Annotated in this window: 16 protein-coding genes; 5 read left to right on the top strand and 11 right to left on the bottom strand. The window is 69.4% G+C overall.

Annotation, left to right across the window (positions count from 1 at the left end; genetic code table 11):
* Positions 1-48: 48 nt before the first annotated feature.
* A complete protein-coding gene (locus CJ226_RS11360) occupies positions 49-813 on the bottom strand; it encodes an SDR family oxidoreductase (protein ID WP_062634578.1) in 765 nt (254 codons plus the stop codon).
* Between the two features lie 122 nt (positions 814-935).
* Between CJ226_RS11360 and CJ226_RS11355 the strand changes: the two genes are divergently transcribed.
* From CJ226_RS11355 to CJ226_RS11340, 4 genes are all read left to right on the top strand, one after another.
* Positions 936-1409 (top strand): NfeD family protein, encoded by a 474-nt coding sequence (locus CJ226_RS11355; protein WP_025103445.1) that lies wholly within the window; start codon positions 936-938, stop codon positions 1407-1409.
* Positions 1410-1417: 8 nt separating this feature from the next.
* Positions 1418-2347: an SPFH domain-containing protein gene (locus CJ226_RS11350; protein ID WP_025103444.1), complete on the top strand. Its 930-nt coding sequence runs from the start codon at positions 1418-1420 to the stop codon at positions 2345-2347.
* Positions 2344-3120 carry a glycerophosphodiester phosphodiesterase family protein gene (locus CJ226_RS11345; protein ID WP_062634580.1) on the top strand — a complete coding sequence of 259 codons (777 nt, stop codon included), beginning with the start codon at positions 2344-2346 and terminating at the stop codon, positions 3118-3120. Before CJ226_RS11350 ends, CJ226_RS11345 begins: the two co-directional genes overlap by 4 nt.
* Positions 3121-3236: 116 nt before the next feature.
* Entirely contained in the window at positions 3237-3620 is a 384-nt protein-coding gene (locus tag CJ226_RS11340; protein WP_060921636.1) for an RNA polymerase-binding protein RbpA, read from the top strand.
* Here the strand turns inward: CJ226_RS11340 and lnt are convergent.
* From lnt to CJ226_RS11295, 9 genes are read right to left on the bottom strand one after another with little or no spacing between them, the layout of a single operon-like run.
* A complete protein-coding gene (lnt, locus tag CJ226_RS11335) occupies positions 3617-5140 on the bottom strand; it encodes an apolipoprotein N-acyltransferase (protein ID WP_102209222.1) in 1524 nt (507 codons plus the stop codon). The two genes, CJ226_RS11340 and lnt, sit on opposite strands and share 4 nt — an antisense overlap.
* Before the next feature lie 11 nt (positions 5141-5151).
* A complete protein-coding gene (locus CJ226_RS11330; RefSeq protein ID WP_102209221.1) occupies positions 5152-7626 on the bottom strand; it encodes an RNA helicase in 2475 nt (824 codons plus the stop codon).
* Entirely contained in the window at positions 7623-8381 is a 759-nt protein-coding gene (gene tatC / locus CJ226_RS11325; protein ID WP_062635192.1) for a twin-arginine translocase subunit TatC, read from the bottom strand. The genes CJ226_RS11330 and tatC overlap by 4 nt, the downstream gene beginning before the upstream one ends.
* A gap of 57 nt (positions 8382-8438) precedes the next feature.
* Positions 8439-8675 carry a twin-arginine translocase TatA/TatE family subunit gene (gene tatA / locus CJ226_RS11320; protein WP_025103438.1) on the bottom strand — a complete coding sequence of 79 codons (237 nt, stop codon included), beginning with the start codon at positions 8673-8675 and terminating at the stop codon, positions 8439-8441.
* A 45-nt stretch (positions 8676-8720) separates the two neighbouring features.
* Positions 8721-9704, bottom strand: coding sequence for a YafY family protein (locus CJ226_RS11315; RefSeq protein WP_102209220.1), 984 nt, complete (start codon positions 9702-9704; stop codon positions 8721-8723).
* Entirely contained in the window at positions 9701-10693 is a 993-nt protein-coding gene (locus CJ226_RS11310) for a YafY family protein (RefSeq protein WP_102209219.1), read from the bottom strand. Before CJ226_RS11310 ends, CJ226_RS11315 begins: the two co-directional genes overlap by 4 nt.
* The gene (locus CJ226_RS11305; RefSeq protein ID WP_102209218.1) at positions 10693-11625 is read right to left on the bottom strand and encodes a hypothetical protein; all 933 of its coding nucleotides are present in this window, start codon (positions 11623-11625) and stop codon (positions 10693-10695) included. Before CJ226_RS11305 ends, CJ226_RS11310 begins: the two co-directional genes overlap by 1 nt.
* Positions 11626-11635: 10 nt before the next feature.
* Positions 11636-12655: a tRNA (adenine-N1)-methyltransferase gene (locus CJ226_RS11300; protein ID WP_062634589.1), complete on the bottom strand. Its 1020-nt coding sequence runs from the start codon at positions 12653-12655 to the stop codon at positions 11636-11638.
* A complete protein-coding gene (locus CJ226_RS11295; RefSeq protein WP_025103433.1) occupies positions 12652-13335 on the bottom strand; it encodes an HAD family phosphatase in 684 nt (227 codons plus the stop codon). The genes CJ226_RS11300 and CJ226_RS11295 overlap by 4 nt, the downstream gene beginning before the upstream one ends.
* 87 nt (positions 13336-13422) lie before the next feature.
* On the opposite strand from CJ226_RS11295, the gene CJ226_RS11290 reads away from it, so the two are divergent.
* Entirely contained in the window at positions 13423-14271 is an 849-nt protein-coding gene (locus tag CJ226_RS11290) for a PAC2 family protein (protein WP_102209217.1), read from the top strand.
* On the opposite strand, the gene CJ226_RS11285 is transcribed toward CJ226_RS11290, so the two are convergent.
* On the bottom strand, positions 14272-15102 hold the full coding sequence (locus CJ226_RS11285) for an undecaprenyl-diphosphate phosphatase (protein ID WP_102209216.1): 831 nt from the start codon (positions 15100-15102) through the stop codon (positions 14272-14274).
* Positions 15103-15121 lie beyond the last annotated feature (19 nt).

The following is a 15121-nucleotide window of genomic DNA, read 5'->3' as shown; positions in this document are numbered from 1 at the left end:
ACGCCCCGGACCTGCACCAGCGGGTCCGGGGCGTTTCGCGTCTGACGACTATTCCGCGGCGAAGGCGCTCACGTCCCCGACGAGGCGGGTGTTGTCCGCGGGGACGGGGTCGATCACGGCCTTGGCGACCTCGGCGGCGAACTCGGACACGTTGTAGAGGCGGCCGGCGGACTCGCGGCGCTCGGCGATGGCGCCCGGGTTCGCGCGCTCGAGCAGCGTCGCGGTGATCGTGCCCTCGATCATGTCGCCGGAGACGACCGTGAAGCCGATTCCCTTCTCCGCGAGACCCGGGATGAGCTCCCGCAGGGCGTCCTCACCGGCGCGCTTGGAGAGCGCGACGGGCTCGTACTCCGGCATCGTCGGCGTCGTGCGGATGAAGTGCGCCTGGTGGCTGGTGACGAACACGACGCGTGCGCCGTCCGACAGCAGCGGCGTCGCGGCGTCGAGCACATTGAGCTGCGCGTCACGGTTGAGCTTCAGGGCGTAGTCCTCGGCCATGCCCGACTCCATGCCTCCCGACGCGTTCAGGACGAGCACATCGAGGCGCCCGTACTCGGCGCGGACGGCGTCGAACATCTCGGCGACCGATGCGGGGTCGGTGAGGTCCGCACCGACGACCAGCGCCCGACGGCCGAGCTCGCGCAGCTGCGCCGCGAGCTTCTCCGCGCGCGGCGCCTTGTTCCGGTAGTTGATCACGACGTCGGCGCCCGCCTCGGCGAGGTACCGCACGGTGTCGGCGCCGATCCCCCGCGATGAGCCGGTGACGAGGGCCACCTTGCCGTCGAGGGATCCTGCGGGAAGAACGTCGGTCACGGGTGACTCCTCATGGTGCGTGGAACGCCGTGAGCGCACGGCTCTCACAGATTACCAAGGGGGCGCGGTGGCGGCCGGTCCGCTGTCGCCGCGCGTGGTACGTTGACGGCAAAGGAGGCCGCATGGACAACTTCTCGACGTTCGTCACGTTCATCGACCACTGGGCATGGATCGGATGGCTGGTCCTCATCGCCGTCTTCCTCGTCATAGAGATGCTCTCCCTCGACTTCACCTTCCTGATGCTGAGCTTCGGGAGCGTGATCGGTCTCGTCACCGACTTCGTCGGCCTCCCGGTCTGGATCCAGATCCTCATCGCCGCCTTGGCATCCGCCCTCTTCATCCTCTTCCTGCGGCCACCCCTCCTGCGCCGCCTGCACCGCGGAGCCGATCCCACGCGCTCGAACGTCGAGGCGCTGGTCGACCTCCGCGGCATCGCGCTCAGTGAGATCACGCAGATCTCCGGCCAGGCGAAGCTCGCGAACGGCGACACCTGGACCGCCAGGACGACCACCCCGATGGCCATCCCCGCGGGGGCGCCGGTCGCCGTCAGTGCGATCAACGGCGCGACCGCCATCGTCCGACCCCTCAACGACTAGGAGCACGCGTGGACGACGCATCGATCATCCCGACCGTGATCATCTGGATCCTGGTGATCGCGGTCATCATCTTCGTGATCGTCACGATCGCGCGGGCGATCCGCATCATCCCGCAGGCGACCGCCGGCGTGGTGGAACGGCTCGGCCGGTACCACAAGACCCTCTCCCCCGGCCTCAACATCCTCGTGCCGTTCATCGACCGCCTGCGGCCGCTGATCGACATGCGCGAGCAGGTGGTGTCCTTCCCGCCGCAGCCCGTGATCACCGAGGACAACCTCGTCGTCTCCATCGACACCGTCGTCTACTTCCAGGTGACCGATGCCCGCGCCGCGACCTACGAGATCGCGAACTACCTCGGCGCCGTGGAACAGCTCACCACCACGACTCTCCGCAACGTCGTCGGTGGCCTGAACCTCGAAGAGGCGCTGACGAGCCGCGACAACATCAACGGACAGCTGCGCGTGGTCCTCGACGAGGCGACCGGCAAGTGGGGCATCCGCGTGGGCCGCGTCGAGCTCAAGGCGATCGACCCGCCCGTCTCCATCCAGGACTCCATGGAGAAGCAGATGCGCGCCGAGCGGGACCGCCGCGCCGCGATCCTCACCGCCGAGGGCACGAAGCAGTCCGCGATCCTCGAAGCGGAGGGCCTTCGTCAGGCCGAGATCCTCCGAGCCGAGGGTGACAAGCAGGCGGCCGTCCTGCGCGCCCAGGGTGAGGCCGAGGCGATCCAGAGCGTCTTCACCGCGATCCACCAGGGCGCGCCGGACGACAAGCTCCTCGCGTACCAGTATCTGCAGATGCTCCCGAAGATCAGCGAGAGCCCATCCAGCAAGCTCTGGATCATCCCGAGCGAGCTGACCGAGGCACTCAAGGGCATCGGCACGGCCTTCACTCCCAAGACGGGCCCGGGTTCGACCACTCCCCCCGCCGGCGCGTGACGCACCCGTACTTCGTCAAGGCCGAGCAGCCCCGCATCCTGGCCCATCGGGGGCTGGTGACCGCCGAGGGGCGGGAATCCGGCATCTGGGAGAACACCGCGGCCGCCTTCGCCGCGGCGCATGCCGCCGGGGCCGAGTACATCGAGACGGACTGCCAGGTCACCGCCGACGGTGACGTCGTGCTCTTCCACGATCACGATCTGCGCCGTCTCGTGGACGATCCGCGCGCCGTCCACGAGGTCAGGACGCGGGAGCTGAGTGCGCTGTTCGCCGAGCACGGCGGTCTGCTCACGGTGGCCGAGGCGCTCTCCGCGTTCCCGGAGACCCGGTTCAACATCGACGTGAAGACACTGGCCGCCGCGGCGCCGCTGGGCCCCATCCTCGCCGCGCACACGCATCGTGTCCTCGTGACCAGCTTCTCGGATGCCAACCGGCGGGCGACACTGGAGGCCGTGCAGCAGACCGGCACCGCGCTCCGGCCCGCCACCTCCGGTGGGAGTCGGACGATCGCGGCGCTCCGGTTGCTCTCCGCGATGCGCCTCCCGGCCGGCCGGCTGCTGCGGGAGATCGACGCCCTGCAGATCCCCGAGCGTCACGGCGCGATCAGGGTGCTGACGCCCGCACTTCTCCGCGCCGCCCACCGTGCCGACACCGAGGTCCACGTCTGGACCGTGAACGACGCGGACGACATGCGGCGCCTCATCGACGCGGGTGTGGACGGCGTCGTGACCGACCGCGCCGACCTCGCCGTCGCCACGTTCCGGAAGCCCTGAGCGCCCCATATCCTCCGGCGCTGGGATTCCCCTGTGAATACCGCGCAGAACGCCCCGACGTGGATGAAGCGCACAGGCTCGAACGTTATACCTGACAGCGACGAGAGGACCACACAATGGCAGATCGCAGCCTGCGCGGCATCCGACTCGGCGCCCAGAGCCTACAGAGCGAAGAGGGCGTCGTTTTCATGGAGCGCCGTGAGACCACCTACACCTGTGACACCTGCGGACACGACACCACGCTCATGTTCGCCGCCGATGCCGAACCGCCTCAGACCTGGGAGTGCCGTTCCTGCGGAGCGGAAGCCCGCCTGAAGGTCGACGGCGAGGCCGTCACCCTCGAGGCCACCGATGAGAAGGCCGCCCGCACCCACTGGGACATGCTCATGGAGCGCCGTACCCGTGCGGAGCTGGAGGAGCTTCTCGAAGAGCGCCTCGCGTACATCCGAGCCCGGCGCGGTGCCGGCGAGGACCCCACCCGAGAGAAGATCGGCGCCTAGCGCCGACGGGCGCGCCACCACCCGAGACCGAGCGCGCCTAGACCGCCCCAGAGCAGCACCTGTTGCAGCCAGGGGCCCAGGACGATTCCCGCCGTGAGGCCGGAGCGCAGTTCGACATCCTCGAGCATCGCTCCGGCCTCATCTGCGTCCAGGCTCGTGACCGTCCGCCCGTCCGGGAGGATGACCTGGCTCGTGCCGACCGTGGAGATGTTCACGACGCTCCGGCCCGTCTCGATCGCGCGCATCCGTGCGAACGCGAGCTGCTGGAGGTTCTCGTCCGTGCCGCGGAAATCGGCGTTGTTCGTCTGGAAGACCAGGACCTCGGCGCCGCCGTTCAGCCCCTCCGTGATCACGTCGTCGTAGATCACGTCGAAGCAGATCGCCAGACCGACGCGGACATCGCCCACCTCGACGATCGGCGGGTTGGTGCCGGGGGTGTATTCGCGCTGGATCAGCCCGATGAGATCCGGGACCAGGGCGTTGAAGAAGGCCCGATCAGGCACGTACTCGCCGAAGGGCACGGGATGACGCTTGTCGTGCTTCTGCGGCGCTGTCCCGTCCGGCAGCCAGAGCATCGAGGTGTTGTAGTAGAGGTCCCCGCGGCCGGTGGCGGCGTTGGCGAGCAGCGGCGCATCGATGCGGTTCGACACCAGGGTCATCCGTCGCGCGATGGCGGAGTTCGCGAAGGGGTCCGTGTCGAGGCCGCCTTCCGGCCACACGAGCAGATCGACGTCCTCGCCGTACAGCGGTTCGGTAGCCTCGGTCTGCGCCTGCACGACGGCGAAGGGCTCCCGCTCGTCGAAGTAACCGGTCGGACCGTTCCCCTGCACCGCGGCGATGCGCATCGACCCGGATGGCGTGGTCGGGAAGAGCGGTGTGAAGAAGAGGATCAGGACGAGGGCGGCCGGCGCAAGCAGGGTGACCGGCCGCCGCCAGAGCCCCATCCGGACGATCTCGATCACCATCGCGACGAGGAAGACCATGAGGAAGCTCAGCCCGCTCACGCCGATCCAGGAGGACAGCGCGGCGAGCGGACTCTCGGCCTGGCTCATCCCGAGACGAGCCCAGGGGAAGCCGCCGTACGGCCACCAGCCGAGGAACAGCTCCCGCCCCACCCAGAGCGCCGCGACGACGGCCGGGAGGGTCAGCAGACGTCCCGCCACGCCCGGCCAGGCTCGGGGCAGCCACCGGTACGCGAGAGTCACGGGGATGAGTCCGACGGCCGTGAGGACGCCCTCGACGACGCTCAGAGCCGCCCAGGGCAGCGGCCCGAGGTATCGAGACGTCCACGACACGAGCAGCGCGAAGAACACGACGCCGTACACGAGACCCACGAGCAGCGCTCCCCCGGCCCGACGGCCGATCAGCGCGAGCAGCAGCAGGGCGGTGGCAGGGAAGGCCAGGATCCAGATCGCCGCCTCGGGGAACGCGAGGTCCATGAGCAGCGCAGCCAGGCCGGCCAGGGGAACGGCGGCCCAGAGGGGCAGGAGGGCGCGTCGACGGACGGAGGCTTCGGTCATGCGGGCGGATCTCACATCGAGGAGTAGGCGACGATGCCACGGCGCACACCGTCGAGGGCAGCCCGGGCGGTGCGTGCGAGCGCGGCGTCTTCCGCGACGATAGACAGCTGATCCAGGAGGTCGATGGTCTGCTTCGCCCACCGCACGAAGTCGCCGGCCGCCATGTCGGCGTCGACGAGGACGCGGTCGAGCATCCCGCCGCGCGCCCAGGCGTGCATCGCACCCGCGAGCCCGGCGGCCAGCGGCTCGCTTCCCGGGAGCTGATGGTCCTGTTCCAGGTCGTCGAGCTCGGCCCATAGGGCGGTCGTCTTCTCGTAGGCCGCTCGGAAGGCGCCCCGCGGGAGACCCCGCTCCCCCGCATTCGCTTCGTCGCGGCGCGGTTCGTACACGAGGCAGCATGCCATCGCGGCCAGCGACGGCGCGTCCAGCCCCTTCCAGAGGCCCTGACGCAGCGATTCGGCCACGAGCAGGTCGCGCTCACCGTAGATCCGCCGCATCGTGCGCCCGGCGTCGGTCAGGTGCATCCCGTCCTCGGCACGACGGACGTAGTCCAGTGTCTCCAGCACCTCGACGACACGGTCGAAGACACGGGCCACCGTGCCGGTCCTGGTCTCGATCTGACGGCGCGTGCGATCGGTCTGGCGCTTGAGCTTCCAATAGCGCTCGGCCCAGCGGGCGTGCTTCTCGCGGTCGGGGCACCGGTGACAGGGGTGGCGCTGCATGCGGGTGCGGAGCGTCTGGATCCGCTTCATCCGCTTGTCCCGAGCAGCGCGCGGGGCCTGGGTGTCCTGCCGGTTCTTCTTCTCGAGGTCGCTCAGCTCGCGGCGGATGGCGGCGTACTCCGGGAAGTCGCCGTGCTCGCACGCCATCGCCGACTGATAGCCGGCCAGCGACTCCTCGGCCTCCCGCACCTGTCTGGCCAGCCCGACGACGGCGCGGTCCGCCTGGAACTGGGCGAACGACGACTCCAGGATCTCCCGGGCTCTCGCCTGGCCGAACAGGTCGATCAGGTTGACGGCCATGTTGTACGTCGGCCGGAAGCTGGAGTTGAGCGGATAGGTCCGCCGCGACGCGAGGGCGGCGACGGCCTGCGGGTCCATGCCCTCGCTCCACTGCACGACCGCGTGCCCCTCGACGTCGATGCCGCGGCGCCCGGCGCGGCCCGTGAGCTGTGTGTACTCACCGGAGGTGATCGCGACGCGAGCCTCTCCGTTGAACTTCTCCATCTTCTCGAGCACCACCGTCCGCGCCGGCATGTTGATGCCGAGGGCCAGCGTCTCGGTCGCGAAGACGACCTTGAGCAGCTTGCGCTGGAACAGCTCCTCGACGACCTCTTTGAAGGCCGGCAGGAGGCCGGCGTGATGGGCGGCCACGCCCCGTTCGAGGTTCTCCAGCCATTCCCAGTAGCCCAGCACCCCGAGATCCTCGTCCTGCAGAGTGCGCGTGCGCTCCTCGACGATGGCCCGAATCTCGGCCCGCTCCTCCGCCGAGTTCAGGCGGAGCCCGGATCGCCGTACCTGCTGCACCGCGGCGTCGCAGCCCACGCGGCTGAAGATGAAGAAGATGGCGGGGAGCAGGTTCGAGCGTTCCAGCAGCTCGACCACGTCCGGGCGGTCCATGCGCTCGATCCGGCCCGCGTTCGCCGCGCGCACGGGGCGGCGCCCGCCCCGTGGCGGTCGGGGGGCCTGCCGCCCGGCGTGGCGGTTGCTGCGATACGACTGCGCCTGACGGTTGCTCTCGTAAGTGGAGCCGGTGAACGACCGGATGCGCATGAGCTCCTGGTTCACCTGGGCCGTGGCGATGCCGGCACGGTCGTCGAAGAGCGGCAGCAGGTCGTCGCGCACGAGCACGTGCTGCTCCAACGGCACCGGACGGATCTCGGAGACGATGACCTCGGTGTCACCGCGAACCGTGTCGAGCCAGTCGCCGAACTCCTCGGCGTTCGACACCGTCGCGCTCAGCGAGACCAGGCGCACGCGGGGCGGGAGGTGGATGATGACCTCTTCCCACACGGCACCCCGGAAGCGGTCGGCCAGATAGTGCACCTCGTCCATCACGACGTAGCGCAGGTCGCGCAGAGCCGCGGAGTCGGCATAGATCATGTTCCGCAGGACCTCGGTGGTCATGACCACGATGCGTGCGTTGCCGTTGATGTTGGTGTCGCCCGTCAGCAGACCCACGTCGTCCGCACCGTACACATCGACGAGTTCGCGGAACTTCTGGTTGGAGAGCGCCTTCATGGGCGTGGTGTAGAACGCCTTGTCCGTCGCTGTCTGCATCGCCAGGTGGATGGCGAACTCCCCCACGATGGTCTTCCCGGCGCCCGTGGGGGCCGCTACGAGAACGCTGCGACCGTTCTCCAGCGCGTGGCAGCCGGCGAGCTGGAACGGATCGAGCTGGAAGCGCTGGCGCGCGGCGAACGCGGCCGTCTCCGGGTGCGCGGCGCTCTCCTGAGCCTGCGCGTACCGCTCCGACGGCGAACTCATGTGGCGTCCGGGACGAGTCCAGCGGCGGTGTCCCGCTTGCGCTTGCGTCGGTCGAAGAGGAGCGAGAGTCCTGCTGCTGCGAAGAACAGGACGATGAGGATGCCGGCCAGCATGAGCATGCTCACCACATCCGCTGCCGGGGTCGCCAGCGCGGCGAAGATCGTCGCGATGAGGATCGCCACCCGCCACCCTTTGAGGATGGCCCGTCCCGACATCACGCCGGCGAGGTTGAGAGCCACAAGGAAGACGGGAAGGACGAACGAGATGCCGATGACGATCATCAGCTTGAACACGAAGTCGTAGTACTCCTGCGCGGAGTAGAAGTTGGTGCCGCCCTCCGGGGTGAAGCTCCACATGAGCTCGATAACGTGCGGCATGATCTGCACCCCGAGATAGCACCCCGCGAAGAACAGCGGCACCGCGGCGACGACGAAGCCGACCGTGTAGCGGATCTCCTTGCGGGTGAGACCGGGCATGATGAAGGCCCAGATCTGCCACAGCCAGACGGGAGCGGAGAGGAACAGGCCGATCGTGAAGGCGATGCGCATACGCATGTCGAACGCGGACGTCACTGTCGCGAAGTTCAAGGCGCTGAAGTCATCACCTCGCTGTTCCGAGATGATGCGGATCGGACCGGTGATGAAGTGGATGACCGGGTCCGCGATGAGGAACGCCACAACCATGCCGACGACCAGAGCGATCGCCGCGTACATGAGGCGCTTGCGCAGTTCGACGAGATGTGCGCCCAGCGACATCCGCCGATCCCGATCCGCCGTCGGCATCACGGTCGGTTCGATGGCTGCCACGGCCGGTCAGGCGCGAGGCGGAGTCTCAGGGTCGGTGCCCGAGTCCTTCACCGTCGTCGGCTCCGCGGGAGCCGATTCGGCACGAACCGCGTCTTCTTCCTTCATGGCCTTCATCTCACCCTTGAAGACGCGAGCCGACTGGCCCATGCTCTTCGCGAGAGCCGGCAGCTTGGCAGCGCCGAAGAGGAGGAGGATAACGGCCAGCACGATGAGCAGGTGCCAGCCTTGCATTCCAGCGAACATATCGACAATCCCGTCGTCGGGGGGCTTTCCGCCCCAGTCTACAGATCAAACCTCGGCATCAGGCCGGTGGTAGAGCGCGAGTCCGGCGGCAGCCCACTCCCGGGTGGCGGTCCGCGCGATCCCCGGATCCGTGACCTCCATCGCCCCGCCGAAACGGGCCGCGAGCCGTTTGATGCCGCGGGGGTCCGCGAGGTGGAGCTGCGTCGTCACCATCCCGTCGCCGGCACGGAGCGTCTCCGTGGGCACGAAACCGCTGAGCAGCGGAGCGAGGCGCTCCGGGACGCGGACGGTGACCTCGCGCTCCTCCTCCAGCCCGGCGAACGCCTCCGGCACCCGGTCGCCGCCGTGCGTGCTGGGGATGTCGGTCAGGATCGGCGCGCTGACGCGATCGAGATGGAACGTGCGCATCGCCTCACGCATATGGCACCAGCCCTGCAGGTACCACTGTCCGTTCGTGATGAGGATCTGCACGGGATCCACCGTGCGCGTGGTGGGCGCGGCGTCAGGGGCCTGGTACGTGAACGACACGGCCACCCCGTTCTGCAGGCCGCGGGCGACGACCTCGCGCACCTCATCCACCGCCGTCGGGGCGACCACGACGTCGGCCGGGGCATCGGCGGCACCGCGGGAAAGCTTCGAGATGAGGCCGGCGACGAGGCCGGAGTCGGATACGGCGGGGACGGCGGCGACCATCTGCAGACCGGCGAGCAGGGCTGCCGCCTCTCGTGCGGTGAAGCGCGGCACGCGGCGGAGGGCCACGTCGTTCGTGATCTCGATGACGTCCTCGAGGTCGAGGAGATCCCAGTTGATGTCGAACATCTCCTGCGGCTGCTGCCAGTAGCCCGCCTCGCCCGGCAGGCCGATGACCGTCAGCTTCTCGACCATGGCCCGCATCTCCCGCGGGGTCACACCGAACTCCTCGGCGGCCTCGGCGAGCGAGACCTGTCCGTGCTCGAGCAGGTACGGCACGAGCGTCAGGTAGAGACGCACGCGCTCCGCGGCGAGAAGAGGCTTGGGAGCCGCGCTCATGCGGACACCTCAGCATCGGTGTGGGCTTCGACCACCGCGCGCAGGCGGCCGATCACGGCATCGCGGAGTCGTGCGGGCTCGACGACGCGGACCTCGGGACCGTAGGACGCGAGCTCGTCCGCGAAGATGTGCAGGTCGACGAAGGGGACGTGGATACCCTGCGCCGCGGGCGTCGCCCGCCGCCCGAGCCGCAGCGCGGCCTCCGTGCCGGGCGTCACCTCCAGGAGTGCCGAGTTCTCCGCGGCGACGCCCTCCAGACCTCGCAGAGCCCGCTCCCCCGCCCCTTCGCGCAAGGCGGGGTCGAAGGTACTCGTGCTGACGACGACGTCGCCGACGATGCGGCTCAACAGGAACGTCCGGTCCTCATCGATGTCGACGTCGACGCCGTACACGTGCCAGCGCGCTTCATAGTCCACGAGGGCGAGGGGCCGGATCCGACGCCGTCGAGGAGCGTCCTCGCCCGGCTTCACGTAGTCGAAGGACACCACCCTGCTGCGTTCGATCGCGTCCTGCAGCGGGGCGAACGCGGGGTCGCGCGCGGTGATCCGCGGCGCGAAGCCGATGATCGGCTCGTCGCCGTCGATGCCGAGGGCGCGGATCTTGCGGACACCGGACTGTGCGTCTCCCGAGACCGACTCCGCACTCCAGACGCTGCCCGCGAGGCGGAGCACGGCCAACTCGGCAGGCGAGAACTCGATGTCCCCTGGCAGATCGTACTCCGCCTGCGGAATGCGATACCTCGCCTCACGGAGATCGTTCGGGTCCGCCGCGTCGCCGATGGTCTCGATGGGGACACCGAGCGAGCGGAGCTCGTCCTTGTCCCGTTCGAACATCTTCTCGAGCGCATCCGACCGCGTCCCCGCGTCGGCGCGCTGGCGGTAGCCGGAGACGTTGTCGAGGATCTGCTGCTTGGTGAGCCCGATCTCCGTGGCCATCAGCGCCACGACGAGATTCGTCAGGCGCTCTTCGGCAGGGATCCGGGCGGCCATCAGGGTGCGGCGACCGGGGACACGCCGAGGATATCGACCACGACGGCCATGGCCGGGGAGCTCTCGGTCTTGGGGAGCACGACGAGGACCTGCGAGCCGACCGGCTTCCCGACCAGCGCATCCGCGACCGGCGCGGCGATCTGTCGGATGCCGTCGGTGGCGGACTGGCCCCAGGTGCTCTGCACGACGGTCTTGTCGTCCCAGTTCACCGCCGTGAAGTGCACGAGCGGCGTCTGCTCCTCGGTCAGCTCCTCGCCGTCGCCGCGGATGACTGTCTGGACGACCTGCTCGTCCGGGGCGGCGCTGTCGGGGATGATGATGCCGGGAGTGCCGTCGTCGGCGCGCACGACGGTCGGCATGCCCTGCGCGTCGTTGAACTGCAGCGTGCCCTCGGCCTTCGGGAGGAACGCGTCGACGACGTCGATGACGAACACCGCGATGTCGTCCTGGCCCATGCCGAAGCCGCCGAGGTTCGCCTCCCCGAAGTCCTCCGGGGTCAGACCCGCCACGATGCGGCTGCCGCCGGTCGCGCACTCCAGGACATCGGCGAGTCCGGGAGACTGCGCGGCCCAGGACCCGATGGTCGAGGCGCGCGTGGTGTCCTCGTCGTACGTGGTCGCGAAAATCTGCTTGCCGGTCGCCCCGTCGTAGATGGAGATCTGGGCCACGAGCGGCTGAGCGTCGTCGACGAGTGCACGGCCGTCTCCCGTGACGACGTCTGCATAGGACGTCTCCGTGAGGCGCACGGGCGCGAAGATCTCGACGTCCGGCTCGGAGCCGACCTCACCGGAGACCGTGACGGCGCTGTCGATGCCGTTGGCGTGTCCGCCGCGATCGCACGAGGCGTCGGCGGACGAAGAGGTCACGCTGCACCCCGTCAGAGCGAGGGCGGCGAGGCTGAGGGAGGCCAGAACGGCGGACGTTTTACGCACGCGCTCCAGTCTATTCCGTCGTGTGCTCGGATTCGCGCGATGCCGCCGCCAGCCGCGCGCCCTCGGCCGCCTTCCCGGCCTCTCGCGCGCGCTTGCGGAGGTTCTTGTCCGTGATCTCCCGATCGCCCACCGCGCCCGGCGTCCACAGTTCGACGTCCTCGTCGCTGTAGCTGCTCTTCGAGGCCCGGCGCTTCACAGACGGGGCCACGGCGCCCGGGGCGAGCCGGCGAGCCGTGAGCAGGAACCCGGTGTGCGCGACCATGCGGTGATCCGGCCGGACAGCCAGCCCCTCCACGTGCCACCCGCGGACCATGGTCTCCGACGCCTCGGGGTCGGTGAAGAGCCCGGTGCCGCGGATGAACTCGGCGACGCGGGAGAGCTGCGTGGCGGTGGCGATGTAGCAGAGCACGACACCGCCGGGGGTCAGCGCCTCCGCGACCGCCTCGATGCACTCCCAGGGCGCGAGCATGTCGAGCACCACCCGGTCGACGGTGCCGGGCTCGACCTCCGCGGGCAGCGCGGCGACGAGGTCTCCGACGACGACGCGCCAGGAGTCGGGGCGCTCCCCGAAGAAGGTCTCCACATTGGCCTGCGCGACCTCGGCGAAGTCCTCGCGGCGCTCGAAGGAGAGCAGGCGCCCCGTGGAGCCCACGGCCCGGAGGAGCGAGAGCGACAGGGCGCCGGACCCGACTCCGGCCTCGACGACGGTGGCGCCCGGGAAGATGTCGGCCTGCATGACGATCTGCGCCGCGTCTTTCGGGTAGACGATCGCGGCACCGCGGGGCATCGACATCGCGAAGTCCCGCAGCAGCGGCCGCAGCGCCAGGTACTCGTGCCCGGAGCTGTTCGCCACGACCGAGCCATCGGGGAGCCCGATGAGGTCGCGGTGCCGGAGGACCCCGTGGTGCGTGTGCAGTTCGCCGTCTTCGCGGAGCGTCACGGTGTGCAGGCGACCCTTCGGGCCGGTGAGCTGTACGCGGTCGCCCTCCCGGAAGGGGCCGCTGGGGCGCGGGGCGGACGTGGTCGTCATCGGGTGGCCTCCGTGATCGCGGCGCGGGAGCCGAAGAGCTCCACAAGGTCGGCGGCACCGCGGCCGTCGAGGGTCGGCCACAGCTCGTGGGCGCCGAGGCCGTCGAGCGGGACGATGTGGGGCACGCCGAGCGTCAGAGCGCCGGAGGCGAGGCCCGCGCGGAGACCGGTCGGGGAATCCTCGATGACCACGACCTCGGCGATGTCGACGTCGAGGAGCGCGGCGGCCTGCAGGTACGGCTCCGGGTGCGGCTTGGGGTTGTCGACGTCATCTCCGGCGACGACGATGTCGAAGGCCTCGAACTCGATCAGCCCGACCACGTCGAGAGCCATCCGGCGCAGCGACATCGTCACCAGACCGGTCGGGATACCGGCGGCACGGAGATCGCGGAGAAGCTCCTGCGCGCCCGGCCGGAAGGGGACGCCCTGGGCCCGCAGCGACTCCTGCACGGCCGTCGTGAGGTGGGAGACGATGGCCTCAGGGGCCATGTCGACCCCCGCGCCCTGGAGGATGATCGCGCTGTCGATGAGGCCGCTGCCCACGAGCTGCAGGGCGTCCTCATGGGACCAGGTGCCGCCGAACGACTCCACCAGAGCGGTCTCGGCCGCCATCCAGTACGGCTCGGTGTCGACGAGTGTTCCATCCATGTCCCAGAGGACCGCGCGGGGCTTGTTGCTCACTGAACCCATGCTAGCCGGGCCCGCCCACATCCCCTCGACGCGGGCTAGCCTGGGGGGACGGAGCCACGACCTCGAAGGGAGCACGGCATGGACGTTCTCGGTTCGCGCATCATCATCGCCGCCTTCGACGGCTGGAACGACGCCGGTGAGGCCGCGACCGGAGCCGTCGGCGCGCTGCAGGCGGCGGGCGGCTACGACCTCGTGCACTCGGTCGACCCGGAACTCTACTTCGACTACCAGTACACGCGACCCGCCACCCGGCTCGACGCCGAGGGCCGCCGTCAGATGACGTGGCCGGAGGCGGGGCTGTGGCGTCCGCGCGACCCAGGACCCGGCCCGGAGTTCTGGCTCCTCACCGGTGCCGAGCCCGCGCGCACCTGGCAGGCGTTCGCGTCCGAGTTCATCGACGTCGCCCTGCGCGACGACATCACCGGCTTCGTGACCCTCGGCGCCATGCTCTCCGACGTGCCGCACACCCGCCCGATCTCGATCTTCGCGTCGAGCCAGAACGAGCAGGTCCGTGAGGCGCATGCGCTGGAGCGGTCGGTGTACGAGGGCCCGGTCGGCATCCTCACCGTGCTCGAGCACTTCGCGGAGAACGCGGGCATCCCCTCCGTGAGCCTCTGGGCGAGCGTCCCGCACTACGTCGCCTCTGCCGCCCCCTCGCCGAAGGTCACCCTGGCCCTCCTCGACCGTCTCGAGGAGCTGACTGGGGTGGAAGTGGACCGCCGGCACCTCCGCACGGAAGCCGCGGCCTGGGAGGCGTCGATCGATGCCGCCGCATCCGAGGACGAGGACATGGCGGAGTACATCCGGCAGCTGGAGCGCACGCGGGACACGTGGGACTCCCCCGATGCGTCGGGGGACGCGATCGCCCAGGCGTTCGAGCGCTACCTGCGGCGCCGTGACGACGGCCGCGGCGACCGCAAGCGCTGATCAGGCGGACGCCGGGATCACGCCCAAGGCGAGCAGCACGAGCAGCACGCCGCCAAGCAGGATCCGGTAGATCACGAACGGCACGAAGCTGCGCTTCGAGATCCAGTTCATGAAGAACGCGATCACGCCGAGCGCGACGACGAAGGCGACCCCTGTCGCGGCCATCGTGTCGCCGAGCGAGAAGAAGGACGGCTCGCCCCAGCTCTTGAACAGCTGGTAGAAGCCGCTGCCGAACACGGCCGGGATCGCCAGCAGGAAGGCGTAGCGGGCGGCGGCGGCGCGCTCATAGCCGAGGAACAGCCCCATGGTGATCGTGCCGCCGGACCGCGAGACGCCGGGGATGAGGGCGAGTGCCTGGGCGAGTCCGAAGGCGATGCCGTGCGGGTAGGTCAGATCGTCCAACTTCCGGCGCTTGGCTCCCACGTGATCCGCGATGCCCAGGAGGATGCCGAACACGATGAGCATGATCGCCACGATCCAGAGCGAGCGGAAGACGGTTTCGATCTGGTCCTGGAACAGGAGTCCGAGCAGCACGATCGGGATGCTGCCGATGATGATGAGCCACCCCATGCGTGCGTCCGGGTCGTTCCGCGGCACCTTTCCGGCGAGGGACCGGAACCACTGGGAGATGATGCGGACGATGTCGCGCCAGAAGAACACGACGACGGCGGCCTCCGTGCCGATCTGCGTGATGGCGGTGAACGCCGCGCCCGGGTCCTCCCCGGAGGGCAGGAACGTCCCCACGACCCGCAGATGGGCGCTGGAGGAGATCGGCAGGAACTCGGTGAGACCCTGGACGATTCCCAGGATCAGTGCTTCGAGCAGGTGCATGGAGAGGCCTTCGTCTTTC

Origin of the sequence: Microbacterium sp. UMB0228 (assembly GCF_002871415.1) — a bacterium.
GTDB lineage: Bacteria > Actinomycetota > Actinomycetes > Actinomycetales > Microbacteriaceae > Microbacterium.
Note: the sequence above shows the minus strand (reverse complement) of the source record. Positions and strands in the feature narration are given on the sequence as shown.